Below are 25,577 nucleotides of genomic sequence, written 5' to 3' on the forward strand. Positions count from 1 at the left end.
GCGCTGGCCCGCGAGGGCTGGCGCGCCGCCACGCTGGGCCTTTCCGCGCTGCTGGCCTACCGCCTGCGCAGCTTCTTCGTCATCGCCGCCGTGTCGCTGGGCATCGCCTCGCTGACGGTCATCGTGGCCGCCGTGGACGGCGCGTCCAAGAAGGCCGACGAAATCGCCGACATGTTCGGGCCGGACGCGGTGCTGGTGTTCGGCGGCAACATCGTCAACCGCGCCGTGGGCGCCCGCACCCTTACCCTTACCTGGGAGGACGCGGCGCGCATCCGCCAGTCGCTGCCGGGCGCGTACATCGTGCTGCCCATGCGCTCCAAGGGCAACGTGCGCCTGAAGCACGAATCCAACAACTACGACGTGGCACTGGTGGCGGGCACCACCGAAAATTACGCCAGGGCCTGGAACTGGCCGCTGGTGGAAGGCCGCGACCTGACGGCGGAAGACGTGCAGCGCGGCGCGCGCGTGGCCCTGCTGGGCGACAGGCCCGCCCGCGAACTGTTCGGCGACGAAAGCCCCGTGGGGCGTACCTTCCTGATGTCCGGCGTGCCGTTCACCGTGGTGGGGCTGTTGCAGTACCGGGGCATGTCCGGCGGCGGCGGCAGCGTGGACGACCGAGTGATCATCCCCCTCACCACGCTGACCCAGCGCTTCAACATGGACCGCCGCTACTTCCGCGCCCTGCGCGTGAAGTTCGAGGACGTGGCGGGCATGGACGCCCACGTGGAAGACCTGCGCAGCCTGCTGCGCCACCTGCACCGCCTGGCGCCCGAAGACCCCGACGACTTCACCATACTCACCGCGCGCGAGGTCCTGAAATTCCTGTCCGTGATCAAGGGGGGGCTGGTGCTCTTTCTGGGGGTGACGGCGACGGCGGCCATGATCGTGGGCGGCTTCGTGCTGGCCAACCTGTTCCTGCTCTCGGTCACCGAGCGGCGGGTGGAGATCGGCCTCAAGAAAGCCCTGGGCGCGCCGGGGCGGGCCATCCTGCTGCAATTTCTCATGGAATCGCTGGCGTTGACCCTGTGCGGCGCCGTGGGCGGGGTGCTGCTGGGCGCGCTGATGGGCCAGATGCTGGAACGTCTGGGGCTTATCGAAATGGTGCTGTCGGCCAAGGTGTTTCTGCTGGCCCTGGCCGCCGCCACGGCGGTGGGGCTGGTGTTCGGCCTGCGCCCGGCGCGGCAGGCCGCGGCGCTGGACCCCATCCAGGCCCTGCGCGGGGGTGAGTGATGCAGCGGCTGCGCATTGCCCTGCGTTCTCTGGCCGCCCACCGCATGCGCACGGTGCTGGCCATGCTGGGGGTCTTTCTGGGCGCACTGGCGCTTACCGCCGTGCTGCACATCTCGAAGGCCATGGTCAAGAAGGCCGACATCGAAACGCAGCGCCTTGGTCCCAACCTGTTGCAGGCCCTGTCCGGGCAGGCCAACTTCCGGCGCGAGGGTTCCACCCGCGTCACCGGCATGACCACCACCTTCAGCCTGGAGGACGCCCGCGAGATTCTGGGCACCGTGCCGCAGGTGCGGCTGGGCGTGCCCTATGCCAGCGGCTCCATGCCGGTGCGCTATGGCCGGGTGAAGACGGGCAGCCAGCTCATGGCATCGCCCCCGGCCTATGCACAGGTGCGCATGCTGGAAACCGAGCATGGCCGCTTCTACAACGAGGAAGAGGAAGCCACGCAGGCCAAGGTATGCGTGCTGGGCTACGCCATTGCGCAGCGCCTGTTCAACGACCCGGCGGACGCCGTGGGCAAGCAGGTGTTCTTCTTTCGCGCCAACGTGCTGGTGGTGGGCGTGCTGCCCGAAAAGGGCCAGGACGTGACCGGCGCCAACCTTGACGAAATGGTGTTCACCCCGCTGTCCACGTACATGCGCCGCTTCACCAATCAGGACTGGATCAGCGGCGTGTTCATGAACCTGCACGACCAGAACGACGAGGCTGCCGCCAAGGCCGCCGTCACCGACATTTTGCGCCGCCGCCACCACATGGGCCCCAGCCGCAAGGACGACTTTTCGGTCATCTCGGCGCAGGATTCCGCCCGGCTGCGCAACCAGGCGCTGGACCTGGTGTGGACGCTGGGCGTGCTGTCGTCGTCCATCTCGTTTGCCGTGGGCGCGCTGGGCATCCTGTCCATCATGATCCTGCTGGTGCGCGCCCGCAGGCTGGAGATCGGCATCCGCCGGGCCGTGGGCGCCAGCCGCACGGTGATTATCCGCCAGTTTCTGGCCGAGGCCGGGGTGATGGCCGGGGTGGGCGGCGCGGCAGGCGTGCTGGCGGCAGTCGGCATCGTCACCGTGGTGTACGCCTTGGGGGACTTTCCGTACCTGTACGACCCGCTGCTGATTGTCGGGGCCTGCGTGGCATCGGTGTTGCTGGGGTTGGTGGCCGGGGCATATCCGGCGTGGCAGGCGTCGCGGGTGGAGGTGCTGGAGGTGCTCAGGAATCCTGAGTAAGTGGGCGTGGTGGGTGCTGTCAGCGGCGGATGGGAGAGGTTGTGCGCGGTTGAGCACGGCTTCTACGAAGGCAGTCGCGCCCCTTTGACCACCCCCGATTTCGTTATGTCTCCGACGGGCAAGGGGCCGCAGAGCGGCGACCCCTTGCATCCCCGCGCTCCAGGGGGGCTTCGCCACCCCTGGACCCCCAACGTATCCTGCACCGCATTCTTACGCCGGGCAGCTTCCCTGCGGCGCTAGCGCGCCTCGGGCGATCTGCCCGGCTGAATGCGTATGTGCGCAAGACTCCCGACATCATAGCGTAGCTCCGGTGCCTTTATCCCCGCACATCCTGCACCGCATTCCTTCGCCGCCAGCTTCCCTCCGGCGCCGGAGCGCCTTCGGGTGATCTGGCGACGGGAATGCGATGTGCGCGAAGCTCTCGTCGCCTTGGTGAAGGCGCGGTCCGCGCGTGTACCTTCGGTCGGTTTGGGATGCCCCTGTAACGCCAAGGCGTACCCGTCGCAAACCCTCCGGCGGCGATTTTCGGCTGAGGGCGCAATCTGCGCGCATGTTACACTTTACCTGATGGGCCTGACGCCGCGCCTCATTGTAACGACAGACCAGCCGCGCAGGGCCGAATGTTGCTCAAGGGAAGCGTGCTGTGCGTAGAAGCGTGTGGCGCCGGGCTTTGACGGCGGCACATGCGTCGCAACGGGGGTGGCGCTAAGAGCACCCAAGTGAGATAAGGACGGCGGGAGTTTTGCGCACATGCGCATTCAGGCGGGCAGATCGCCCGAGGCGCGCCAGCGCCGCAGGGAAGCTGCCCAACGTAAAGAATGCGGTGCAGGACGACACGGGGTTCCAAGGGGCGGAGCCCCTCGCGGGGATGCAAGGGGCCATCGTTCAATGGCCCCTTGCCCGTCGGAGACATAACGAAATCGGGCGTGGTCAAAGGGGCGCGACGGCCTTCGTAGAAGCCGGATGCAACCGCGCACATCCCTTCCACACCCGTCGGAGACATAACGAAATCGAACGTGGTCAAAAGGGCACAACGGCCTCCGTAGAAGCCGTGCCCAACTGCGCGCAACCCCATCCCTACCCCGCGCAGCGCCCTCTCCCTCTACTCCTTCCCGTTCTTCCTCTCCCACCACGCCCGGTCCGGCCCCAGAAACCACCAGTCGGTGTGGTCGGTTTCGGCAATGGTCCGGGCAAGTTCGCGGCCTTCCTCGGTGCGCAGCCTCTCCAGCGCGCTTTCCATCCACTTGCCCGCGTACTTGTTGCCCAGGTCCAGTTCGCGCTTCAGGTTCAGGATCAGGTCCAGCTGGTCCGCGTCGTGGGCCAGTTGCGCCTCCGGGGTTTGCGAAGCCTCCAGGTCGTCCCAGAACTCCAGCATGTCCACCTCGAGGCCGGTGCCCTCGGCGGCGTGCACCACGGCATCGCGGGGCTTCGACGTATTGTAGATGCGATTGACGTAGTTGAAGTCGCCAATGCGCGCCTCGTGAAAGTCGTGGAACAGGCACAGCATGGCGGTACGGGAAGGATCGGCCCCGGCCATGCGGGCCAGCACGTAGCCGATGATGGCGGTGCGGAAGGAGTGTTCGGCCACGTTCTCGTTGCCGGTGCCGAGAAACTGGTAGCCGGTGCGCGGCGTGAGGCGCAGCATGCCCGCCTCGTTCAGGAAATCGACGATGCGCTTCAGGCGGCCGCGCCCCTGAAGGTTCAACTGGGGATTGCAGGCGGTCATGGCAAGGCTCCGGAAGAAATGACGTCGGCCGCCAGCGCCCGGCGACAAGCCGCCGGATGCGCCGTGCGGCGCGCCCGTCCGGCATACGGCATTTCCTCTGCGCTGTCCAAACGGCCCGGCGCTCCGGACTGCACCGCCGTCCAGCCATATCAAATCATCGGGACCAGATCAGGGCACATCAGTACAACCCGCCCGTGTCCCCCGTTCCTGGTCGCACCGGTCTGCCTTCGGCACCACGGGCCATCGCGCCCCAGCCGGCCCTACACCGGCTCCATGCTCCCCCAGCGCCTGCCGCACAGCCGGAACAGCACCAGCGCGAACACGGCCCCCAGGGTGTCGGCCAGCATGTCCTTCTGCGCGTCCCACACGTCGCCCTGGCTGCCCAGAAAGGCCAGCCCCGCCTCGCCTCCCTCGGCGTCGGCCACCAGCCATTCCAGGATTTCCCACCCGCAGGCCACGGCCATGATGACGAACAGCGCGAAAAACATGGTCACCACCGGCCCGGCCAGGCGGCGGCGCGTGAGCAGTTCCGCGAAGGCGTAGGCATAGAAGCCCACGCTGAAATGGCCCACGCGGTCGAAATGGTTGCGCGCAAAGCCGAAGGCATCGGTAATGACGCCGAACGGCACCCGCGTGAAGGTGTAATGTCCCCCCACGGTATGCCAGAACAGCCACACCGCCATCAGCAGGTAGGCGGCGTTGCTGAACCGGAACCTGCGCGCGGTGCCCGCCAGCAGCAGAAAGACGGCGATCACGGGCGTGCATTCCAGAAACCACACCGTGCGGTCGTACGGGGCGATGCCCAGCACCACGAACACCACCACGAACACGGCGGCCAGCACTTCCGGCAGGCGTGATGGAACGGCTGGCATCTCGGGGGAATGCGCGGCGGGGGTGACCATGATGGCCTCTCTTCTGCGGTACAGAGGGTGATGGGATGCGCGCACGATGCCGCAGGGGCGGACAACTGTAAACAACCGCCTGATGACGACACGAAAAAAGACGGCCACACATGCGACCCGCCCCGTACGTGCCGGTTCGCCCGCCGTCCTGCTGGCGAATGGCGGCTGGCGATGGCTACACTTCCCCTTCCGGGGTTTCGCCCTTTTCCGGCAACGGAATGATGCCGTCCGCATCCAGCCGGTGCCGGGTCCTGTTTTTTTCCACCACGGCCACGGAAGTATTGGCGTAGCAATACACGCACATGTGCCCGCAGGTGTTGTACATGCCGATATCCTTGCTTTCCACGCACCCGCACTCGGCCCGCTGCCCCCTGTCTTTACGCAGATCCTTGCGCAGCAGGGTCTCCAGCCGTTGCGGCACGCCCAACACATGCTGGTCAAGCCGGATGCCGAGATGCCGTTGCAGCTTCACGTTGCCGGGGCGGCATATCCGCGCAAAGAGATCTCCGTCCACGCACTTGTTGGGCCTGATGCCGTAACGGGCAAACGACCTGCGCTCGCCGCACGCCGCAGGAGTGAGCTGCCGAGAGGCAGCATAGGCAGCGACCATTTCCGCCAGCCGGTCCTGTTCATCGAACGAGGGTTCCCGCAGCAGCGGCTCCTGCTGCGCTTTGACATTGCGCTGCACCTTGGCATAGGCCCCCACGTCCACGAAACTGAAGACCAGTTGCCTCGTGTACGGGGCCAGCGCATCACCCACGCGACGGATGCGCTCCATCACCCCGTCCGCGTCCAGCCCCTCGGCAAGGCAGATGGGATCATACCGCCACACCACCCGCTCGGGTCCCCAGCGGCGCGACAGGGCCGCGAACGTCTCGATGCGCTCCGCCAGCGGCGGCACGCGGGGTTCGTATCCTTCCGCCTCGTAGTCGTTGACCGTGAACTGGAAATAGAAGTCGTACCCCCTGTCGTGGATTTCCTCCAGGTAGGGCAGCAGCGGCTTCGCATTCTTGGTCCAGAACACGATGCCGCCCGCCGCGCGTAGGTCTATGCGGAAGTCCTGCTGATTGAAGGGATTGCGCCACCGCACATACCCTTCGCGCAGGCGACGCATGAACCATTCCGCGTAAAATGCCGGAATATCCGTGGACCGGCTGACGGAAATGATTCCGGGCGTCAGCACCCGCCCCTGAAAGTCCGGGGAATCCTGCACGTTCTTCTCCCTGTCAACGTTCACGCGCATCCTATCGTACAGTTTGCGGCAAACCTTCAAGACGCAAAAAAAACCGGGCCGCTTGCGCGGCCCGGTCGAGCGTGTCTGCCAAAACCCCTCCACCTTACGGTGTGTGCCCTAGCCGCCCAGCAGCTGCATGGCCATACGCGGCAGGGAGTTGGCCTGCGAGAGCATGGCGACGGCAGCCTGCGTCAGGATCTGCTGACGGGTGAATTCGGTCATTTCGCTCGAAACGTCCACGTCCGAAATCCGTGATTCGGCGGCCTGCAGGTTTTCCGACTGGATCTGCAGGTTGCTGATGGTGTTTTCCAGACGGTTCTGGAGCGCACCAAGGTTCGCGCGAATCTTGTCCTTCGAGATGATGGCGTTCTCGATGCCTTCCAGGGCGGCCTGCGCGGCAGACTGCGTGGAGATCGACTTGCCCTTGCCTTCCGCTGCCTGGCTGCCCACGCCCAGCGCCGACGCCGTGGAGGTGCCGATGCGGATGTAGTAGTAGTCTTCCGAGCAGTCGTTGGCCGAGCCGAAGTGGACCTTCAGCTTGCCGGTGGACACGAGGCCGGAGCCGTCGTGGGTGGCACCGGACAGGTTGCCGTTGAGCAGGTGGATGCCGTTGAAGTCCGTCGAGTTGGCGATTCGGGTGATTTCCGAGGCCATGGCCTGGTATTCCGAATCGATGATGAGACGCTGGTCCGAGGTGTAGGTACCGGTAGCGGCCTGTTCGGCCAGTTCCTTCATGCGGATCAGCTTTTCATCGATGACGCCAAGGGCGCCGTCGGCGGTCTGGATCAGCGAGATGGCGTCGTTGGCGTTACGCACGCCCTGGTTCAGGGCGGCGATGTCCGAACGCATCAGTTCGCGAATGGCCAGGCCGGCCGCGTCGTCAGAGGCGGCGCCAACACGAAGACCCGACGACAGTCGGCGCACGGACGTGGACAGGTTGCCGTACGACGAGCTGAGGTTGCGGGCGGCATTCATTGCCATCAAGTTGTGATTGATTACGAGAGACATAATATTCCTCCATGAATATTGCGCCGTTCCGGGCGGGGCACCACGCCGACCGCATCCATGCGATCATCCGCCGTTCATGCCCCTCTTTTCGGCCTGCCCATGTGAAACTATAGGGGGCGGCCTTCACTTTTCTTTACGCTTGTCCGGATAAACCGGATTCGGGCAGGATTCGGGCAGAATTCGGGACGAATGCAGGGCGGACATGAGGGGGCCGCAGCAGGCGCGGGTTGGCGACCGATCCGTCCCCGCCGCTACCCGATACCCCCGACTTGCCCGGAAAGGCAGACATGGTCTGCCCGACCAATCCGCCGCTTCGCCAGCCGGTTCCCATGCCCTTCGCATGGTCAGGCGTACCCTGCGGTTTGCCATGCCCCGGCGGGGGATGTAGACTGGTTGCCCAGCGCGCAGCGCCAACGCATCACAGGACGCAACCCGCGCCGACTGATCATCGGCGCGCAGCGCCAACGCATCACCGGGCGCACCCCGCCCGCAGCGCACAGCAAGGAGCCTTTCATGAGCGTTCATCCGGCACCGGAGCGTTCCGCCCCCCAACAGCAGACACGCCGCCCCGTGGGCACGCTGGACGTGCGCGCCGCCAAGGGCGCGCGGCGCATCGCCATGCTCACCGCCTACGACGCCCCCACCGCCGCCCTCGTGGACGGTTGCGACATCGACATCATCCTGGTGGGCGATTCGCTGGGCATGGTCATGCTGGGCCGAAACGACACCCTGTCCGTGACCATGGACGAAATGGTGCACCATTGCCGCGCGGTGACCGGCAGCGTCACCCGCGCGCTGGTGGTGGCGGACATGCCCTTCCTGTCCTACGAAACGAGCCCGGCGGACGCGCTGCGCAACGCCGGGCGGCTGTTCCGCGAAGGGGGCGTGCGCGCCGTGAAGCTGGAAGGCGCCGGGCCGTACCTGCCGCAGGTGCGCGCCCTGGTGGACGCGGGCATTCCTGTCATGGGGCACATCGGCCTCACCCCGCAGCGGGTGGCGCAACTGGGCGGATTCAAGGTGCAGGGCAAAACCGCCGACGCGGCCCGCCGACTGCTGGACGACGCCCTGGCCCTGGAGCAGGCGGGTTGCTTTTCCATCGTGCTGGAATGCGTGCCCTCGCCCGTGGCCGCGCGCATCACCGCCGCGCTGACCATCCCCACCATCGGCATCGGCGCCGGGCCGGACTGCGACGGGCAGGTGCTGGTGCTGCACGACATGCTGGGCCTGCAGGACCGCATGGTGCCCCGCTTCGTCAAACGTTACGCCAACCTGGCCGGGCAGGTGACCGCCGCCGTAACCGCCTACAAGCAGGAAGTGGAAAGCGGTGCGTTTCCCGGTCCGGAACACGGCTTTGCCATGCCCGACGAGGAATTGCGCCAACTGGGCGGGGACAAGGACGTGACCGGTCAGGGGAAGAGATAGAGACAAGAAAGAGAAAAGAAGCAGGGAAGGGAATGGCACTGCCCGCCGCACTGCCGAACGGCAGTGAGACGGGCGGCAAGCCCGCTCCGCCGCGGGACTGCTGGAGTGGGGAACGGCGCAGTTGGGGAGCCAGAGAACAGGGGAACTGCGAAATTGAACGACTGCGCGGCTACGGGGCGTCCTGCGACTCAGCCTCCAGCAGGTACAGGCAGCGCGGCTCCACCAGCAACAGCCTGTCGTCGGAAAGATGCTCCGGTGCGGTGACGAAGCCGCCCCGTTCGATGACGTGGATGGCGTTGGCTTCGCGGCTGGAGTCATGCAGGAACAACGTATCGCCCAACGGAATGCCCGCTGCCGTCCAGTGCGAAATCACCGGGTCGCCCTTGAAGGGCAGGTAGCGATGAAAGCGCAACACGGCTGCCCGTCCCGCCCCGCCGCAAAGCCAGCCCGCAAGGGCTTCCCACACCGCGCGGGGCGTGGGCTGCGAAGACGCATCCGGGCCGTGGCCCCGCCTGACGGATGACGACGCATCCGGGTCCCCCCTGCCCGTCACGCGCAGGGCCGGGCTGGCCGCGAAGGGGCGCTCCACGCGCAACGGTAGCACGTCGCGGCGGGCGCGTTCCAGTACCGCCCGCACCAGCGCGTCATGATCGGTGGCGTTGTACAGCACGGAGCGAAAGGCGTCCGCATCGCGGGAAAGGTCCAGCAGCACGTCGTTGAACAACCGTCGCGCCTGCCCCATGCCCAGCGGATGGACGGAGCGCAGGGCGTTGGCCACCGCGTACACGGCACAGAACACGTCCAGTTGCCCCTGATGGTACGGCTGGAACGATTGGCCCGCTCGACCCGTTCGTGGCGTAGGGGACGACGGCTCCCGCACGGCGGCGATGCCGTCCGCAGCCTCGCACGGCGCTTCGGGCGTGTCGTGGGAATTGGGCGCGACCATGCGACTCCCGTGAATATTGACGTTGCGGGCCGCGCATCCGGCGCGGGTGGCCCGACCCTGCTCTTGCCCGCAGCCACCGCCTCCGTCAAGTGAGGCCGAACGGAGAGGCCGGACGCGACGGGCATGCAGCGCCAGACCGGAACCGCACACAGGGCCGGTACGGGATTTGCTGATTCGCACGCCACGCGGACAAACCTGCCGGGGGTCGGCGCGGCATCAGCCCCGGACCGCTTCGCGCCGCCCATATCGGACGCCGTTTTCGCTGGACATCGTGGCGGGCTGCGTGTATACCCGCCTACACAACAATATTCGGATAACTTGATATGCAGATACTCACCGACCCACGCACGTTGCAACAGACCTGCCTGCGCTGGCGGGCCGACGGCCAGCACACCGTGCTGGTGCCCACCATGGGCTACTACCATTCCGGGCACGAAAGCCTGATGTCCTACGCCCGCTCGGTGGGCGACAAGGTGGTGGTCAGCCTGTTCGTGAATCCCACCCAGTTCGGCCCCGGCGAAGACCTGGCCGCCTATCCGCGCGACCTTGAACGCGATGCCGCCCTGGCCGAGGCCAACGGCGCGGACATCCTGTTCACCCCGCAGCCCGCGGACATGTTTCCGGCGGGCCATGCCACGTGGATAGAGGTGCCATCCCTGGCGGGCACGCTGTGCGGCGTTTCGCGCCCCACCCATTTCCGGGGGGTGTGCACCGTGGTCATGAAGCTGTTCCAGCTGGCCATGCCGCGCACCGCCGTGTTCGGCCAGAAGGACTGGCAGCAGCTGGCCATCATCCGCCGCATGGCGCGCGACCTGAACGTGCCCGTGGACGTGGTGGGCCGCCCCATCGTGCGCGAGCAGGACGGGCTGGCCATGAGTTCGCGCAACATCTACCTTTCGACCGAAGAACGCGCCCAGGCCCCCAACATCCACCACGGTCTGGCCCTTGGCCGGGCGCTGGTGCAGGGGGGCGAGCGCGACGCCGCCGCCGTGGCCGAGGCCATGCGCCGCTACTGGCGCGAAAACCTGCCCCTGGCGCAGGAAGACTACATTTCCATCGTGCATCCGGAAACACTGGAGCCGCTCGCGCGCATCACCGACGCAGCCCTGTGCGCGGTGGCCTTCCGCCTGGGCAAGGCCCGGCTTATCGACAATATGTTGCTGGCCGGAGAATAGTTCCGACCCCTGACCCGTCAGGACAGACAACCGCAACTCACGCAAAGAAACGCGCCCGAAGCCCGCAGCGCCCGCACCGCCCACACCGGCGCAGGGGCGCAGGCCACAGCCGGGGCCACGCGCGCATCATCAGGAGGACCGCATGATTCCCGGAAAAGGCCGCTACTACTTCACGTCCGAATCCGTCACCGAAGGGCACCCCGACAAGGTTGCCGACCAGATTTCCGATGCCGTGCTTGACGTGCTGCTGGCGCAGGACCCCATGTCCCGCGTGGCCTGCGAAACGCTGGTGACTACCGGCATGGCCTTCATCGCGGGCGAAATCCGCACCAAGGGCTTTGCCGACCTGCCCGAGGTGGTGCGATCGACCATCCGCAACATCGGCTACAACAGCTCGGAAATGGGCTTCGACTGGAAGACCTGCGCGGTCATTTCCTCCATCGACAAGCAGTCGGGCGACATCGCCCAGGGCGTGGACCGGGGCAACCCCGAAGATCAGGGCGCGGGCGACCAGGGCATGATGTTCGGCTTTGCCTGCGATGAAACCCCCACCCTGATGCCCGCCCCCATCTACTGGGCACACCAGCTTTCGCAGCGCCTGACCCAGGTGCGCAAGGACGGCATTCTCGACTTCCTGCGCCCCGACGGCAAGACCCAGGTTTCGTTCGAATACGTGGACGGCAAACCCGTGCACATCAACAACGTGGTGGTCTCTTCGCAGCATGCCGACAACGTGTCCAACGCCACCATCCGTGAAGGCATCATCGAGGAAGTGATCAAGAAGACGCTGCCCGAAGGCCTGATGGCCGACGCCTGCGAAATCTTCATCAACACCACCGGGCGTTTCGTCGTCGGCGGCCCCATGGGCGACTGCGGCCTGACCGGCCGCAAGATCATCCAGGACACCTACGGCGGCGCCGGTCACCACGGCGGCGGCGCGTTCTCGGGCAAGGACGCCTCCAAGGTGGACCGTTCCGGCGCGTACATGGGCCGCTACATCGCCAAGAACGTGGTCAAGGCGGGCCTGGCGCCCAAGTGCGAAGTGCAGATCGCCTACTGCATCGGCGTGGCAGAGCCGGTTTCGGTGCTGGTGTCCTCGCTGGGCAGCAGCGAACTGTCGGACGAAGTGCTGACCCGCGCCGTGCGCGAAGTATTCGACCTGCGCCCGTACCACATCATCAAGCGCCTCGACCTGAACCGCCCCATCTACGGCAAGACCACCTGCTACGGCCACTTCGGGCGCGAACTGCCCGAGTTCACCTGGGAGCAGTGCGACGCCGTGGCCGACCTGCGCACCGCCGCCAAGATCTAGCGCGCGGCGCAAGCAAGCCCGTCAGCCAGAAAAGACAGGGCGGGGAGCATGCTCCCCGCCCTTTTTGCGTGCATTGATGTTCCGGCCCGGAGCTGGCCCTTGTGCGCCCCCCGTGCAGGCAATGAAAAACGGGCGTCTGCCCGCCGCTATCCAGCCGCTATCCAGCCGCTATCCCTGCGCTATCCCGCCACTATCCCGCCACTATCCCGCCAGATCGGCCAGGTCCGCCTGCAGGCCCGACACAGAGGCGTCCAGGTCCACGTCAAAGCTGGCCCCGAACTCGCTGCCGTTGACCCAGGCCACGGTGTAGGCCACGTCCCGCAGGTAGGCCAACTGAAAATTCTCACCCCGCACCAGGGTACCCCGCACGCCCTGCGCGGGCATGGGAGCACCGTCGGCCAACAGCATGCGCGAGCCGCCGGGGCTGATGTCGATGATTTGGGCAACGCGGTCCACGCCGTCCATGTGCACCCGGCAAGATTGGTTCAGCCCGTAGGCCTTCAGAAAAATGCGTGCGTGACGCCTGCGCTCCATGATGTTTCCCCCTTTCGTCCTGCCGTGCGGCTCCCCCCCATGCGTGCTCCGGGCGGTCCGCCGGAATGCGCGCCAGCCCATCCGGCGCGTCACTCCCTGAAACGGCGGTCACGCTATCATGCCCACGAATGGATGGGAACGTCATTAGTCGAGGCGTCGGGAACATCCGGTCGGGCTTCCCCGCTGGCAGGACTAGGCCGCGCTGGCCCCCTGACGAAACCGCTCGATAAGGCCCCGCACCCGTTCGGTAAGGCCGGGCAGGTCGGGCTTGGATATCTGGTCGTCGGCCCCCACGGCGGCGCCCTTGTGGCGCAGGGCGTCGGTGATCAGCGAAGAGAACAGCACCACGGGCAGCTTTTGCAGCACCTGGTCTTCCTTGATGCGCCGGGTCAGGTTGTGGCCGTCCATTTCGGGCATCTCGATGTCCGACACCACCAGGTCCACGTAGTCGTAAATGTGCTTGCGCTCTTCTTCCGAGCGCTTGCGCCAGTCGACCAGCACGTCCCACGCCTCGCGCCCGCTGCTGGTGCGGGTGACGCGAAAGCCCGCCTTTTCCAGGGTGCTGCCGATCATGTTGCGGATGGCCGAGGAATCGTCGGCGATGAGCACGTGCCACTGTTCGCCCTGCGTCACCACCGGCTCCACCGCCGCCAGCGTCGCGCCGATGTCCGCCCGGGGGTTCATGGAGGCCACGATCTTCTCCATGTCCAGCAGGAACACGATGCGGTCCTCGAAGCGCACCACCCCGATGACCGACTGGCCGCTGTAGGTCTGCATGTGCATGTCGGGGGCCTCCACCTGGCTCCAGCTCAGGCGATGGATGCGCGTGACCCCGGACACCAGGAACGCGGTGACCATGCCGCTGAACTCGGACACGATGACCTTCAGGGCGTCGCTGGCCGCCACCTGCTTGCCCAGCCACCCGCCCAGGTCCACCAGGGGCAGGACCCGGCCACGCAGGTTGAAGGTGCCCAGCGCCGCCGGATGGTGCTTGCTGGGCACGCCAGTGACCGTGGGGCGCCGGATGATCTCCAGCACCTTGGCCACGTTCATGCCGTAATAGCCACGGTACACCCCGCCCCCCGGCAGGGTTTCCTCGATGTAGAATTCGATGATTTCGAGCTCGTTGGTGCCCGATTCCAGCAGGATGTTCGTCTGGCTCATGTGCCCCCCTGAAAAGTCGTGACGTGCGGCCCAGTATGCCACACGGAGCGCCACGGGCAATTGTTTTTCAGCGTTGGGCGCAACAATATAGCCCTGTCGCCGCGGGCACGGCAGGAAGGGGGACGGGAGGACGCGGGAAACGCGCGGGGGTTATGCGGCCCCATGCGGGAGGACGTGGCCGGATAGAAGGACGCGAAACGGGGCTGCTCGCGGGACGCGGAGCCGGATTCGGCGGGGCGGCGACTCAGGCCGCCCGCACGCCCACCCTGCGCAGCACCTCGGCGCTGGCGCGGAAGGGATTCTCCGCCCGCAGACACTGCGGCAGCGAATGCTCCGGCAGGGCAGGCAACCCGGCCAGGTGGGCATTGTAGGCATGCACCGCCAGCGGCTCCAGGGTCAGCACGTCTTCGGCGTTGTAGGCCAGCAGGGTTTCCAGGGCGCGATCGTCGCCGCTGTTCTTCCAGTGATGCCACAGCAGCACGGCGGTGTAGCCGTCCACCCCGGCAAGGCCGCCGCGATCGAGTCCGAAGGCCTGCTCCACCCGCTTCAGCCCGCCGGAATAGCCCAGCGGCTTCAGCACCCAGCGCAGGTCCAGATGGGCCATGTCCAGCTTCTGGCGGAAGGTCTGCTCGATGAACGGCGCATCGAAGCCGCGCCCGTTGAAGGTCACCAGCAGCTTGTAGTCGCGGATGTCGTCGGCAAAGGCGTCCAGGTTGTCGCCGTGCCGATAGGTGCGCAACTGGAACCCGTCCCACAGCGCTATGGTGGTGATGTGCGATTCCGGCCAGCCGAGGCCCGTGGTTTCGATGTCCACGTAGGCCGCCTGATGGCGGAACGCGGCGAACAGCCGCCACTGGTCCGCCGCGCCCAGCCGCTGGCCGAACCACGCGGCATCGCCCGCCGCGAGGCGCTCGTGCGAATCGGCGATGCCACGGGCAAACGAGCCTGCCTCGTGCCTGCGGCAGGGTATGTCGCCACGCGCGGCGGCGTCCTGCCAGGTAAGGCAGCCCCCGCGCCACAGGCGTTCCTCGAAGGCGGCGCCCACGCCGGGCAGATGGCGGAAAGTGGAGGTGATCATGGCTTGCCGCCGTTGCGGGGCTTGGCGGGCGATGTGGCCGAAGACCTGGACGCAGAGTTGGACGGTGCTGCCTTGGCGGTGCCCGCCGTGCCTGCCTTGCCCGCTGCTTTGCCGACTGCTTTGACGGGCGCCCTCCCCGCAGTCTTCCGGGGGGCCGCCCCATCCTTCTGCCCCACCCCGTGGCGCGGGCAGACCTCGATCATCTCGCATTCGCCGCAGCGCGGCGCGCGCGCGTCGCACACATGGCGACCGAACCACACCAGCATGTGGTTCACGTCGCCCCAGGCATCGCGTGGAAAAATATCCATCAGGTCGCGCTCTATCTGCACCGGATCCACGGATTCGGTGAAGCCCATGCGAAAGGCGATGCGCTTGACGTGGGTGTCCACGGCAATGCCTTCGTTGATGCCGTACGCCCCCCACAACACCACGTTGGCCGTCTTGCGGGCCACGCCCGGCAGTTGCACCAGTTCGGCCATGGTGCGGGGCACCTCGCCGCCGTGCACCTCGGTCACGCGACGGGCCGCGCCCAGCAGGTTGGTGGCCTTGTTGCGGTAGAACCCGGTGGAGTGGATGACCTCTTCCAGTTCCTCCTGCGTGGCGCGGGCAAGCTCTGCCGGGCCGGGCCAACGGCTGAACAGGCCGGGGGTGACCTGGTTCACGCGCACGTCGGTGCACTGGGCGGCCAGCACCGTGGCCACCAGCAGTTCCCAGGCGTTCTGGGCCACCAGATGCGTTTCGCGGGTGGGGTAACGCAGGCGCAGGAGTTCGAGCACTCTGGCCGCGCGGTCGGCGGTCTGCATGAAAGGCTCCGTGATGGGGATATGCGCGCGGCTGCCGGGCAGCGGGACGGAAGGACAGTGCCGGGCAGGATGCGAGCCGCTTGCCGGTTCGCGCGCGGCGGCCAGTATATGCCATGCCGGGGCACGCCCCGCAACCACAGCGAAAAGGGAAGGATCCACGCGCCCATCCGGCGCGCGTCCCACCTTCGCAGGGACATCTGCCGTCGCCCCGCCGCCGTCATCCCCCACCACACCACCCCGCGTCATTCGGGTGCCGAAACCGTGATCATCGCGTTGCCGTGCGGTGGCTTCTCCGCTATGCACATGGGCGGCGCAGCGCGCGAATGCCTTCATCCCGCGCACCCGCTGCCCGCCCGCACCGCGCGGCCACCCCGCGCACCATCAACGCCAACGGCGCACGGGCGGCATACCACGCCGCAGGAGGTCCACATGGCGGTCATCGTGTACATGACGGCCCCGAACCCGGAAGAAGCCGAGCGCATCGGCCGCATTCTGGTGGAACGCCGCCTTGCCGCGTGCGTCAACGTGCTGGGGTCCATCCGGTCCATCTACCACTGGGCGGGCGACATCCAGACCGAAACCGAAACCGCGTTCATCGCCAAGACCACAGACGCCCTCGTACCCGCCCTGACCGAGGCGGTGCTGCAACTGCACCCCTACGAGGTGCCCTGTGTGGCAACCCTGCCCATCACCGGCGGCAGCGCCGCCTTTCTCGGCTGGATCGACGAAGTAACCCGCAAGGAGCCCTAGCATGTCCATCTACGTTTCCGGGTCCATCGCCTACGACCGCATCATGAATTTCCCCGGCAAGTTCGCGGACCATATCCTGCCGGAAAAAATACACATCCTGAACGTGTGCTTCCTTATCGACCGGCTGGAGGAAAAGCGCGGCGGCACGGCGGGCAACATTGCCTACAGCCTGGCCCTGATGGGCGAAACACCGCACATCCTGTGCTGCGTGGGCAAGGACTTCGACCGCTACGCAGAGGAACTGGACAGGCTGGGCCTGCCGCAGGACGGCATCCGCAGGCTGGACGACCAGTTCACCGCCGGGGCCTACATCACCACCGACCAGAGCGACAACCAGATCACCGGCTTCAACCCGGCGGCCATGCGCTTTCCGTGCGAGTACCCCTTCCCCGCGCTGGACGCCAAGGCGGACATCGCCATCGTCTCGCCCGGCAACGTGGACGACATGGTGGGCCTGCCGCGCATGTTCCGCGAACGCGGCGTGCGCTACATCTTCGATCCCGGCCAGCAGATTCCCGCCCTGTCCGGCGACCAGTTGTACGAGGCCATCTGCGGCGCGCACATGCTGGTCACCAACGACTACGAACTGGAAATGATCATGAAGGCCACGGGCCGCACCAAGGCGGAACTGCTGGAGCACACCGGGTGGATCATCACCACCATGTCCGAGCACGGCTCGCGCATCGACAACGGCAGCCCGGTGCTGGTGCCCGCCGTCAAGGCCGACCGGGTGCTGGACCCCACCGGCGCGGGCGACGCCTACCGCGCGGGCCTCATCAAGGGGCTGGTGGACGGCAAGGACGTGACCGAGGCCGCCCGCATGGGCGCCACCTGCGCCAGCTTTTGCGTGGAGCACTACGGCACCCAGGAACATGCCTTCACGCCCGAACAGTTTGCGGCGCGGCACAACGCCGCGTTCGGCGGGTAGCGCCTGCGCCACATAGCAAGCTGGCTTGTTACAGAACGAATCCTTGCGGGGGAGGGACCCTTTTGCAAAAGGGTCTCCTCCCCCGCGCCCCCTCCCCCCAAAACTTTCGTATGGTTTCCGTAGACCGGCACCTGCCGAAAGCGAGACCTTACAGGGACACAATTAGCCGTTGGCCGTGAAGCCACACCAGGACAACGGGATTAACAACACGAAATGCCGCCGGACTCTTTCGGAAGTCCGGCGGCATTTCGTCTCCATCAACAGTCAACGCACCGCATCAACTGTGGGTGCTGCTATCCGAATAATTTCTCCGGCGGCCTGCGCTCCGGCACGATGTCGTGGGGAATCTCGTCGTCGTTCCAGGCCTGCGACACGTACAGCCCGCAGAAGCAGGCCCCGTATTCCTTCACGTCGTCCTCGCGGTACACGCAGGGACAGACGATGTCGCGGTCCTTCTCGAACTCGCCGAGGGCCAGACGGCAGGGGCAGGCCATGTACCCGTAGCGCTGCTTGTTCACCAGCAGGCTTTCCAGCAGGGGCATGGTCATGTCCATGTCCTTGTTGAAGAAGTAGCCCTTGGGCTCCTGAATCTTGCGCAGCATGTCATGCAGCGCCTGCGGGGTGGCGGGGCCGCTCATAGTTGCAGGGCCTCCTTGATGTCTTCCTTGTGGAAGCCCACGATGACCCGGCCATTGCCGCAAACCAGCGTGGGAAAGGACAGCTTGGGGTTGTGGGCGCGGATTTCCTCCAGCACCGCCTTGCGCTCGTCGCCTTCCAGCTGGTCCACGAACACGCACTTGTAGTCCACGCCATGCTCTTCAAGATACTGCTTGGTATTCTTGCAGTGAACGCAGGTGGACAGGGCGAACAGTTTCACTTCGTTGGAATCGTCGGACATGATGCATACCTCGTTCGGCGTGCGCGCCGCAACGTTCAGTGGAATGGAGATGAGGTACCGCGAACCGCTGGCGCATCCTAGCAGCAGCCCCCCGGCGTGACAATCGGCGCGAGGGCGCGAGTATTTGCACAAAGGAACCAAGCACCTGAATCACGCGCGGGATACCACCCGCCGCTCAGAGCATGCACAGGGGGGAGGGACGTGTCACTTTAGCATTACTTAAGTTAAATCCTAAGCATCCATTATGTAAAACCTACTGCCGCTCACAATCATAGACATATCCCCTGAATTAGTACCGCAAGGCGCTACCCTTGAACTCCTGAATCGATACCTATAGACTACATTTTTTTAGGCTCAATTGCGGCATTCACTCTATACCGCGGCAACTTACTTGGTAGACCTTTGACCGAAAGAACATGGTTAACTATTACTGATTCTGTCATGCCACCTGCCCTACGCTTATCAAGCCTTCTTTTATAACAATGAAGCTCAACTCCCATAATTCACAAAAAAATACCTTCCCCGACAACATGTTACAAGCGTCTCACCACTTCCAAATTCATCAACCAATAAATGGTTCTCCTAGATGCGTGACAAAAACAACTACACTCAACCTGCGACATTCATTTCGAGAGTATAACCACGCTCTCCTCTTTTAAGAGGCGTTACCCAATCCTTCGAGCAAGCGGTGCGAGCAGAAGCCTCTCAAAGTCAGGGTGTTGTGCTGTAGAGTGTTCAAGCAGAGTTACGATTTTTTCCGACAGATCATTCTTGTTGTACTGAACACCTCCGCGTGACACCAAGTCACCGACAATTTCAAGCTCACCAGTACCGGGGAAAATTTTGTCCACTAGCGAAGGAGGATAGAAGTGTTCAATTCCATTTAAGGGCCACTTAACTATATTTTCACGAATGACCCCCATCTTTTCCAACTGTTCCGGCAGAGAAGCAGAATGAACCGAGTCCAAAACCACAAATATTCGATCTCGATATGGACTCCGCTGAATATCAGTTAGCAACCCACAAGCAATCGCTAGCACTTCCTTGATTCTTGCGTCTCCGTTTGCAGAAATAACGCTCAACTGCGAATTAGGGAAACGGATGCTTGTCGTTCGTGCTATGAAACGGTAATCGCATTTACCTTCAACTAGCAGGATCGCAGACGGGAGGTAGAGAGTTTCGAAGCGATTGCCCAAAAGAAAAAAGTGAACCTTGTTTAGCTCTCCCAACGTTGAAACCTGCGCCAAATCTATTTCATCTCCCTGCTTCGATACGACGTAGTTATTACTGATAGCTCGGCGATCAAGAAACACCGTTGAATGTGTTGCAAAGACGATTGTTCGTATGTGGGGAAAATATTTAGCTCGGCGTTCCCGATCGAATAGAAAATCAGCTAGCACCCCCTGGGCCTCAGGGCTGATCCCCAGCTCTGGTTCATCTATCAAAAAAGTATCGCAATCAGTGTTTAACAAGCTTGTCAACAGCGTTGCGATCAGTCGAAACCCCGAACTTGTATAAGATATATTGTGCCCATTACAAGATATATACTTCTGAGACATTGAATTGCCAGGAACCGTCTCCTTAATCTCCATCCGCGTCCCTAGAAGCAACTCAACCATCTCAATCAAGAGATTACGCTGAGAGTCAGTTATTTCAGCAATAGCTTGCTGCAAGTTAACTGGGGAGTTATCAATATTCTGCTGTTGCTGGCTCCACTGGTTTAAAAATTCATTCCAACGTTGACTTTTCCTATTCCTATTCGGGGTGTAATATCCAAGCAAGTTGAAGTTCTGATAGCGCGCTGGCCCGATGTAGGATGCCGCATTTCCCCACAACTGAGTAAGCGTCTTCAGCAGAAATGACTTCCCGCAGTTATTACAACCAACAAATACGGAGCATTCACTTTCACGTATCTTATCGAATAACACCTTCGCACTATCTGCGACGCGAGTACTTGGTCGCTGGTCATATTGATACATTCCCCACCTCTAAATATCATTCGCCTGCAATAAAATAAAACATACGCTCACAACAAGATTCGAAGAATACCAAATGCTGCATTGATTTATTCAATCTGGGCAATACCTTAGGGAGACGGACCTGCCCTGCTGTGACCTTCTTGACCTCCCAGATGGGTCACAGCAAAATCCAAATCACAACGTGGACCATATAACTGTTGCTACCATCGGTTCTTTTAATGACCCGCCAACACCTCAACCCATACACACATAGCCATACGCATAAATACTATGGCATTATTCATTTTTCAACAAACAACACACACTTTGCTAGTTTGAATATTTCCACCCCATGAACGCTGGCTACCATTCCAATTCAACCGTACAAATTCAGCACGTTACCATAGCCGCTACGCGACTGGCCGCCCGGCCACCGCGTCGGCGATGAGCGAGGCCAGCCGCCGCACGGTGGAGGCAAGGTCGGGGTGTTCCTCAAGGGCGCCGTCCACGCGGATGCCGTAGCGTTCATCGCGCAGGGGACGGCGCACGCCGTCTCCGCCGGGGTGCCCGGAACCGTCGCGGTCACCCAGCAGCACAGTGAGCGCGTTGTGGGTGACCACGATGGTGCGCCCGCCCGCCTCCACGGTCAGGGTGTCGCCGTCGTCCCGCAGGTCGAAGCGCTGGTCCTCGGGCAGTTCCTCGCGCATTTCGGCAAGGGCTGCGGCCACGGGGCGCAACCGTTCGCGGGCCACATCGCGCAGCCGTTCGGACATGCCCGCGGCGCTTTCGCCCACGGCCCGGCGGCGCGAAAGTTCCTCGCGCAGCACCTCGCGCGGGTTCTCCGGCCTGGTCCGCCACACGTAGCGCAACAGCAGGTAAATCAGCAGGACGAACAGGCCGCCCAGAATCAAGCCGCGTATCATGCCATACTCCATGCCGCGAAAGGTGCGTCGTGCGCAAGTGGGGCCCAACGGCAGGGACGGCCCCGGCAACCTCCCTGAACCGGCACAGCCGGTCAGGTGCCGCCAATCCGGTGCCGCCAATTCGATGCGGCCAACCCGTTTCAGCCGCTACGTCGTGCCCGTCGGTACCCCGGCCAGTTCCAACCCATCCGCCCCCCGAAACGACATGATCCCCGCAAACCGTTGCGGGGCGTGGATTGCCGGGGCGACGGCCAGTTTGCCCTTGACATCTTTCTTAACGTCTTCCTATGACTTACGTAACTGGAAAGCCATCGGCAAGGCCCGGTGGCGCGTTCCGGTACGGTCACGAATCCCGCGCGGAACGGTTGCCAACCGCCACCGCGCCCCTGCAACCCTCAACCCGCATCACCGCCCGAAAACCGGACGATACGCCACACGACACGGGGGAAAAGGCCCGACAGCGCACAGCGCACCCGCGCGACAACGCAACTGCGGCAGGCACGACAGCCACGGCAAGGCACGGAGCACACGGGGCAACGCCCCTGGCAGCGGCAACACCACCCGCCGCACCGCGCACCGCCATACACATGCCGCACGAACGGCGCAGACGCACCACGCCACAGGGACGACGCCCCGCACGAGGAAGCACGAACGGAACACGGTTTTGTTGGCGGCATCACGCATTCATGGACACTGCGCCCTGCCCGGCAGGGATCTCATCTCCACAACCATCAGGAACAAGGGAGACGGATTATGTCCAAGGCGTTGGAGACCCAAAGAACCTATGCTCTCGTAGGAACCGGAGGTTGCGGTAAGACCTCGCTCGCCGAAATGCTGCTGTATCAGGCGGGCGTGGTCGGCCGCCTCGGCAAAATCGAGGAGGGCACCACCGCCCTCGACTTCGAGCCGGAGGAAACCAAGCGGCGCGGTTCCATCCAGCCCTCGGTGGCCACCCTGCAACGCAACGGTTCCCGCCACTTCCTGCTCGACATTCCCGGCGACGGCAATTTCATCGGCGACATCGGCTACCTGCTTTCAGGCGTCGATGCCGCCGTTTTCGTCATCGACGCGGTGGACGGCGTGCGGCCGCTCACCCGCAAGCTGTGGCAGTCGGTGCGGGCCGCCGGGCTGCCCGCCGCCGTGTTCATCAACAAGGTGGACCGCGACCGGGCCGACTTCGACATGGCCTTCTCGGGCCTTTCCGCCATTCTCGGCATGCGGCCCGTGCTGCTGTACATGCCCATTGGCCAGCAGGCCAATTTCAAGGGGCTGGTGGACGTGCTGGCGGGCAAGGCGCTGTTCTTCGGCGCCGACGGCAAGGTAACCGAAGGCGAAATCCCCGCCGACATGGCCGACGACGTGGCCGCCCTGCGCGAGACCACCATCGAGAACATTGCCGAGGCCGACGAAACCCTGATGGAAAAATACCTCGAAGAGGGCGAACTGACCCCCGAGGAAATGGCCATGGGCCTGCAAAAGGGCGTGCTGTCCGGCGACCTGGTGCCCGTGGTGGCTGGCGCCGCCATGGAAAACAAGGGCGGCGCGCAGCTGCTCGACACCATCGACCGACTGCTGCCCTCGCCCCTGCAACGCGCCGCCTGGCTGGACGCGGACGGCAAGGAACGGGCCAGCAGCCCCGACGCCCCCGCCGCGTGTTTCGTGTTCAAGACCCTGGCAGACCCCTTCGCGGGGCAACTCAGCCTGATCCGGGTGCTTTCGGGTACCGTCTCCACCGAATCCACCCTGAAGAACATGACCACGGGCGAGCAGGAACGCCTCGGCTCGCTGCTGTACCTTACCGGCAAGACCCAGACCCCCTGCAAGGACGCGCTGGGGCCCGGCGCCGTGGTGGCCGTGGCCAAGCTGAAGGGCACCCGCACCGGCGACACCCTGTGCGACGAAAAGAACCCCTTCGTGCTGCCCAAACCGGCCATGCCGCCGCAGCTGATCACCTATGCCCTCGCCCCCAAGGAAAAGGGCGACGAAGACAAGGTGTTCACCGCCGTGCACAAGCTGCTGGACGAGGACATCACCCTGCGCCTGGCCCGCGACGAGGAAACCAGCGACATCCTGCTCTCCGGCATGGGCCAGTTGCACATCGAACTTTCCGTCGAAAAGGCCAGGCGCCGCTACAAGACCGAAATCCTGCTCAAGACCCCCAAGGTGCCCTACCGCGAAACCGTGCGCGGCAAGGCCCAGGTGCAGGGGCGGCACAAGAAGCAGTCCGGCGGGCGCGGCCAGTTCGGCGACTGCTGGATCGAAATGGAAGGGCTGCCGCGCGGTTCCGGCTACGTGTTCGAGGATGCGGTGGTGGGCGGCTCCATCCCCCGCCAGTACATCCCCGCCGTGGACAAGGGCGTGCAAGAGGCCGCCGCGCGCGGGTACCTTGCCGGGTGCCCGGTGGTGGACTTCAAGGTGAAGCTCTACGACGGCAGCTACCACACGGTGGATTCGTCGGAAATGGCGTTCAAGATCGCGGGTTCGCTGGCCTTCAAGAAGGCCATGGAACTGATGAAGCCCACCCTGCTCGAACCCATCGTGCTGCTGACCGTTTCCGTGCCCGACGAATACATGGGGGACGTCATCGGCGATTTGTCGTCGCGGCGCGGCAAGGTGCTGGGGTCCGATTCGCAGGTGGGCATCACCGAAATCAAGGCCCACGTGCCCATGAGCGAAGTGCTGCGCTACGCGCCCGACCTGCGCTCCATGACCGGCGGGCAGGGCGTGTTCACCATGGAATTCGACCACTACGAGGAAGCGCCGCCGCCGGTGGCCGAAAAGGTCATCGCCGACTACAGGAAGGAACGCGGCGAGGAATAGCCTCGCCGGCTCCTGTCGTGGCCTGAGCAGACCTGCATACGTTCGCGCCGCCTCCGGGGTTCCGGGGGCGGCGCTTGCGTTGCGGCAAACGGGAAGCAAGACCGCGACGACATATCGGGGCCACCCCAACCGGGCAGGAGGCCTGACCGGCGGATACACAGCCCTTCACTTTTGCATTCTGCATGCAAAACGGTTGACCCATTCCTTAGCCCCGGCTAGGGTCAACGCATGAAGCTTCCCACGCCCCCCACCGACACCGCCACCGCCGCCCCCGATGGCCTTGCCGTCATCCGGCACGAGAACCTCGACGAGAAGGTCTATGACCGCATCCGGGCCATGATCGCCGACGGCGTGCTGGCCCCCGGCCAGCGGGTGGCGCAGGAGACGCTGGCCGCGCGGCTTGGCGTCAGCCGCACCCCGCTGGTCAACGCGCTGAAACGCCTTGCGCAGGACGGGCTGTTGCGGGCCATTCCCCGCCGGGGGTTTCGGGTGCGCGAACTGTCCACGCAGGAGCTGGTGCAGCTGTTCGAACTGCGCGAGCGGCTGGAGCCGCTGGCGGCAGAACTGGCCGCCCTGCGCATTACCCCGGACGAGGCGGACCGCATGGCCGACGAATGGCGGGCCATGGCCAGCCTGCCGGACACGCCGGAGGCGCACCAAGCCTACATCGAGCGCGACCGGGCCTTTCACCGGCGGCTGGCCGAGCTTTCCGGCAACCCGTTCCTGCGCGCGGCCATGGACCCGGTAAGCATGCTGGCCGCCGCCTACCTGCACGGCACCCCCCGCCCGTGGGAAGACACCGTGCCCGACCATCTGGCCGTCATCGATGGCCTGCGCCGGGGCGATCCGGCGGCCAGCGGAGCGGCCATGCGCAACCACATCGCGCCGTCGCTGGTGGCGTTGCGGCTGGCGCTGGCAGAAGTCGACGCGCCGGACAGGCCAATTTCGTCGCAAGCGCCGACCTCGACATCGTCACCGTCACCGGCCCCGTCGCCAGAACATGTTGACGACGACAGCCACGAGCCGCCCAAGGCCGCCTGAAACAACCTGCCCGCCCGGCAGTCCCAACCACCTTTCCATCCCCGAAATTGAGCGCCATCGGGCACGACGCCGGACACATCACCAAACCCGGTACGGGCACCCCCCGCCCTGCCCCCGGCAACCGCCCGCAATGTTCCGCCACTGCAACCGCCGCCTCTCCATCCACAAGGAGTGACCATGCCCAGATTCGCCGCCAACCTGACCATGCTGTTCACGGAGCTGCCGTTCACCGAACGCTTTGCCGCCGCGCGGGCTGCGGGCTTCGACACGGTGGAATACCTCTTTCCCTACGACCACGTCCCGGAAGCGCTGGCCGCGCTGCTGCGCGACAACGGCCTGTCTCAGGTGTTGTTCAACCTGCCCGCGGGCGACTGGGCCGCCGGAGAACGCGGCATTGCCGCCCTGCCGGGGCGCGAGGCGGAATTCCGCGCCGGGGTGGACCGCGCCGTCGCCTATGCCAAGGCCCTTGGCGTGCCCCGGTTGAACTGCCTGGCGGGCAAGGTGC

The 25,577-nt window shown here is 64.7% G+C and carries 23 protein-coding genes; 10 read left to right on the plus strand and 13 right to left on the minus strand.

The genetic code is table 11. The features are described from left to right. Positions 1-3: 3 nt before the first annotated feature. Entirely contained in the window at positions 4-1,230 is a 1,227-nt protein-coding gene (locus tag FVW27_RS04315; protein WP_167123082.1) for an ABC transporter permease, read from the plus strand. Further along, a complete protein-coding gene (locus FVW27_RS04320; RefSeq protein ID WP_167123049.1) occupies positions 1,230-2,450 on the plus strand; it encodes an ABC transporter permease in 1,221 nt (406 codons plus the stop codon). Before FVW27_RS04315 ends, FVW27_RS04320 begins: the two co-directional genes overlap by 1 nt. A 1,102-nt stretch (positions 2,451-3,552) precedes the next feature. Here FVW27_RS04320 and FVW27_RS04325 read toward each other — a convergent pair. The 4 genes from FVW27_RS04325 to FVW27_RS04340 all read right to left on the minus strand — a co-directional run bounded on the left by FVW27_RS04325 (position 3,553) and on the right by FVW27_RS04340 (position 7,320). Continuing rightward, on the minus strand, positions 3,553-4,176 hold the full coding sequence (locus FVW27_RS04325) for an HD domain-containing protein (protein WP_015946572.1): 624 nt from the start codon (positions 4,174-4,176) through the stop codon (positions 3,553-3,555). A 260-nt stretch (positions 4,177-4,436) separates the two neighbouring features. Next, positions 4,437-5,078: a DUF2238 domain-containing protein gene (locus FVW27_RS04330; RefSeq protein ID WP_243838207.1), complete on the minus strand. Its 642-nt coding sequence runs from the start codon at positions 5,076-5,078 to the stop codon at positions 4,437-4,439. A gap of 175 nt (positions 5,079-5,253) precedes the next feature. Then, positions 5,254-6,315 carry a DUF1848 domain-containing protein gene (locus FVW27_RS04335; protein WP_341806076.1) on the minus strand — a complete coding sequence of 354 codons (1,062 nt, stop codon included), beginning with the start codon at positions 6,313-6,315 and terminating at the stop codon, positions 5,254-5,256. 114 nt (positions 6,316-6,429) lie between these two features. Beyond that, the gene (locus FVW27_RS04340; protein WP_015946570.1) at positions 6,430-7,320 is read right to left on the minus strand and encodes a flagellin N-terminal helical domain-containing protein; all 891 of its coding nucleotides are present in this window, start codon (positions 7,318-7,320) and stop codon (positions 6,430-6,432) included. A gap of 513 nt (positions 7,321-7,833) precedes the next feature. On the opposite strand from FVW27_RS04340, the gene panB reads away from it, so the two are divergent. After that, a complete protein-coding gene (gene panB, locus FVW27_RS04345; protein ID WP_167123053.1) occupies positions 7,834-8,742 on the plus strand; it encodes a 3-methyl-2-oxobutanoate hydroxymethyltransferase in 909 nt (302 codons plus the stop codon). Positions 8,743-8,911: 169 nt separating this feature from the next. Here the strand turns inward: panB and FVW27_RS04350 are convergent, their stop codons facing one another. Beyond that, positions 8,912-9,688 (minus strand): hypothetical protein, encoded by a 777-nt coding sequence (locus FVW27_RS04350; protein WP_208294624.1) that lies wholly within the window; start codon positions 9,686-9,688, stop codon positions 8,912-8,914. Between the two features lie 323 nt (positions 9,689-10,011). Here FVW27_RS04350 and panC point away from each other — a divergent pair, with 323 nt between their 5' ends. Both panC and metK read left to right on the plus strand, forming a co-directional pair. Beyond that, positions 10,012-10,863, plus strand: a complete 852-nt coding sequence (panC, locus tag FVW27_RS04355) for a pantoate--beta-alanine ligase (protein ID WP_167123055.1) — start codon at positions 10,012-10,014, stop codon at positions 10,861-10,863. A gap of 142 nt (positions 10,864-11,005) precedes the next feature. After that, entirely contained in the window at positions 11,006-12,175 is a 1,170-nt protein-coding gene (gene metK, locus FVW27_RS04360; protein ID WP_167123057.1) for a methionine adenosyltransferase, read from the plus strand. Positions 12,176-12,376: 201 nt separating this feature from the next. Here metK and FVW27_RS04365 read toward each other — a convergent pair whose 3' ends face one another. The 4 genes from FVW27_RS04365 to nth all read right to left on the minus strand — a co-directional run bounded on the left by FVW27_RS04365 (position 12,377) and on the right by nth (position 15,754). Continuing rightward, positions 12,377-12,709: a PilZ domain-containing protein gene (locus FVW27_RS04365; protein ID WP_167123059.1), complete on the minus strand. Its 333-nt coding sequence runs from the start codon at positions 12,707-12,709 to the stop codon at positions 12,377-12,379. A gap of 192 nt (positions 12,710-12,901) precedes the next feature. Continuing rightward, entirely contained in the window at positions 12,902-13,873 is a 972-nt protein-coding gene (locus tag FVW27_RS04370) for a chemotaxis protein (protein WP_167123061.1), read from the minus strand. A gap of 244 nt (positions 13,874-14,117) precedes the next feature. Further along, positions 14,118-14,951: a ribonuclease H-like domain-containing protein gene (locus FVW27_RS04375; protein ID WP_167123063.1), complete on the minus strand. Its 834-nt coding sequence runs from the start codon at positions 14,949-14,951 to the stop codon at positions 14,118-14,120. Further along, positions 14,948-15,754, minus strand: a complete 807-nt coding sequence (gene nth, locus FVW27_RS04380; protein ID WP_167123065.1) for an endonuclease III — start codon at positions 15,752-15,754, stop codon at positions 14,948-14,950. The genes FVW27_RS04375 and nth overlap by 4 nt, the downstream gene beginning before the upstream one ends. A 429-nt stretch (positions 15,755-16,183) precedes the next feature. Here nth and cutA point away from each other — a divergent pair, with 429 nt between their 5' ends. Both cutA and FVW27_RS04390 read left to right on the plus strand, forming a co-directional pair. Continuing rightward, positions 16,184-16,504, plus strand: coding sequence for a divalent-cation tolerance protein CutA (cutA, locus tag FVW27_RS04385; protein ID WP_015946556.1), 321 nt, complete (start codon positions 16,184-16,186; stop codon positions 16,502-16,504). Position 16,505: 1 nt separating this feature from the next. Next, positions 16,506-17,432: a carbohydrate kinase family protein gene (locus tag FVW27_RS04390; protein ID WP_167123067.1), complete on the plus strand. Its 927-nt coding sequence runs from the start codon at positions 16,506-16,508 to the stop codon at positions 17,430-17,432. Positions 17,433-17,725: 293 nt separating this feature from the next. On the opposite strand, the gene FVW27_RS04395 is transcribed toward FVW27_RS04390, so the two are convergent. The 4 genes from FVW27_RS04395 to FVW27_RS04410 all read right to left on the minus strand — a co-directional run bounded on the left by FVW27_RS04395 (position 17,726) and on the right by FVW27_RS04410 (position 21,211). After that, a complete protein-coding gene (locus FVW27_RS04395) occupies positions 17,726-18,070 on the minus strand; it encodes a ferredoxin-thioredoxin reductase catalytic domain-containing protein (RefSeq protein ID WP_167123069.1) in 345 nt (114 codons plus the stop codon). Next, a complete protein-coding gene (locus tag FVW27_RS04400) occupies positions 18,067-18,330 on the minus strand; it encodes a glutaredoxin family protein (RefSeq protein WP_167123070.1) in 264 nt (87 codons plus the stop codon). Before FVW27_RS04400 ends, FVW27_RS04395 begins: the two co-directional genes overlap by 4 nt. A 665-nt stretch (positions 18,331-18,995) precedes the next feature. Further along, positions 18,996-20,309, minus strand: coding sequence for an ATP-dependent nuclease (locus tag FVW27_RS04405; RefSeq protein WP_167123072.1), 1,314 nt, complete (start codon positions 20,307-20,309; stop codon positions 18,996-18,998). Between the two features lie 389 nt (positions 20,310-20,698). Continuing rightward, a complete protein-coding gene (locus FVW27_RS04410; RefSeq protein ID WP_167123074.1) occupies positions 20,699-21,211 on the minus strand; it encodes a hypothetical protein in 513 nt (170 codons plus the stop codon). Positions 21,212-21,964: 753 nt separating this feature from the next. Here FVW27_RS04410 and FVW27_RS04415 point away from each other — a divergent pair. The 3 genes from FVW27_RS04415 to FVW27_RS04425 all read left to right on the plus strand — a co-directional run. Continuing rightward, the gene (locus FVW27_RS04415) at positions 21,965-24,031 is read left to right on the plus strand and encodes an elongation factor G (protein ID WP_167123076.1); all 2,067 of its coding nucleotides are present in this window, start codon (positions 21,965-21,967) and stop codon (positions 24,029-24,031) included. 228 nt (positions 24,032-24,259) lie between these two features. Then, positions 24,260-25,072, plus strand: coding sequence for a GntR family transcriptional regulator (locus tag FVW27_RS04420; protein WP_167123078.1), 813 nt, complete (start codon positions 24,260-24,262; stop codon positions 25,070-25,072). A gap of 177 nt (positions 25,073-25,249) precedes the next feature. Next, on the plus strand, positions 25,250-25,577 hold a 328-nt coding region (locus FVW27_RS04425; protein ID WP_167123080.1), incomplete at its 3' end, for a TIM barrel protein.

Origin of the sequence: Nitratidesulfovibrio liaohensis, from assembly GCF_011682075.1 — a bacterium.
Classification (GTDB): domain Bacteria; phylum Desulfobacterota; class Desulfovibrionia; order Desulfovibrionales; family Desulfovibrionaceae; genus Cupidesulfovibrio; species Cupidesulfovibrio liaohensis.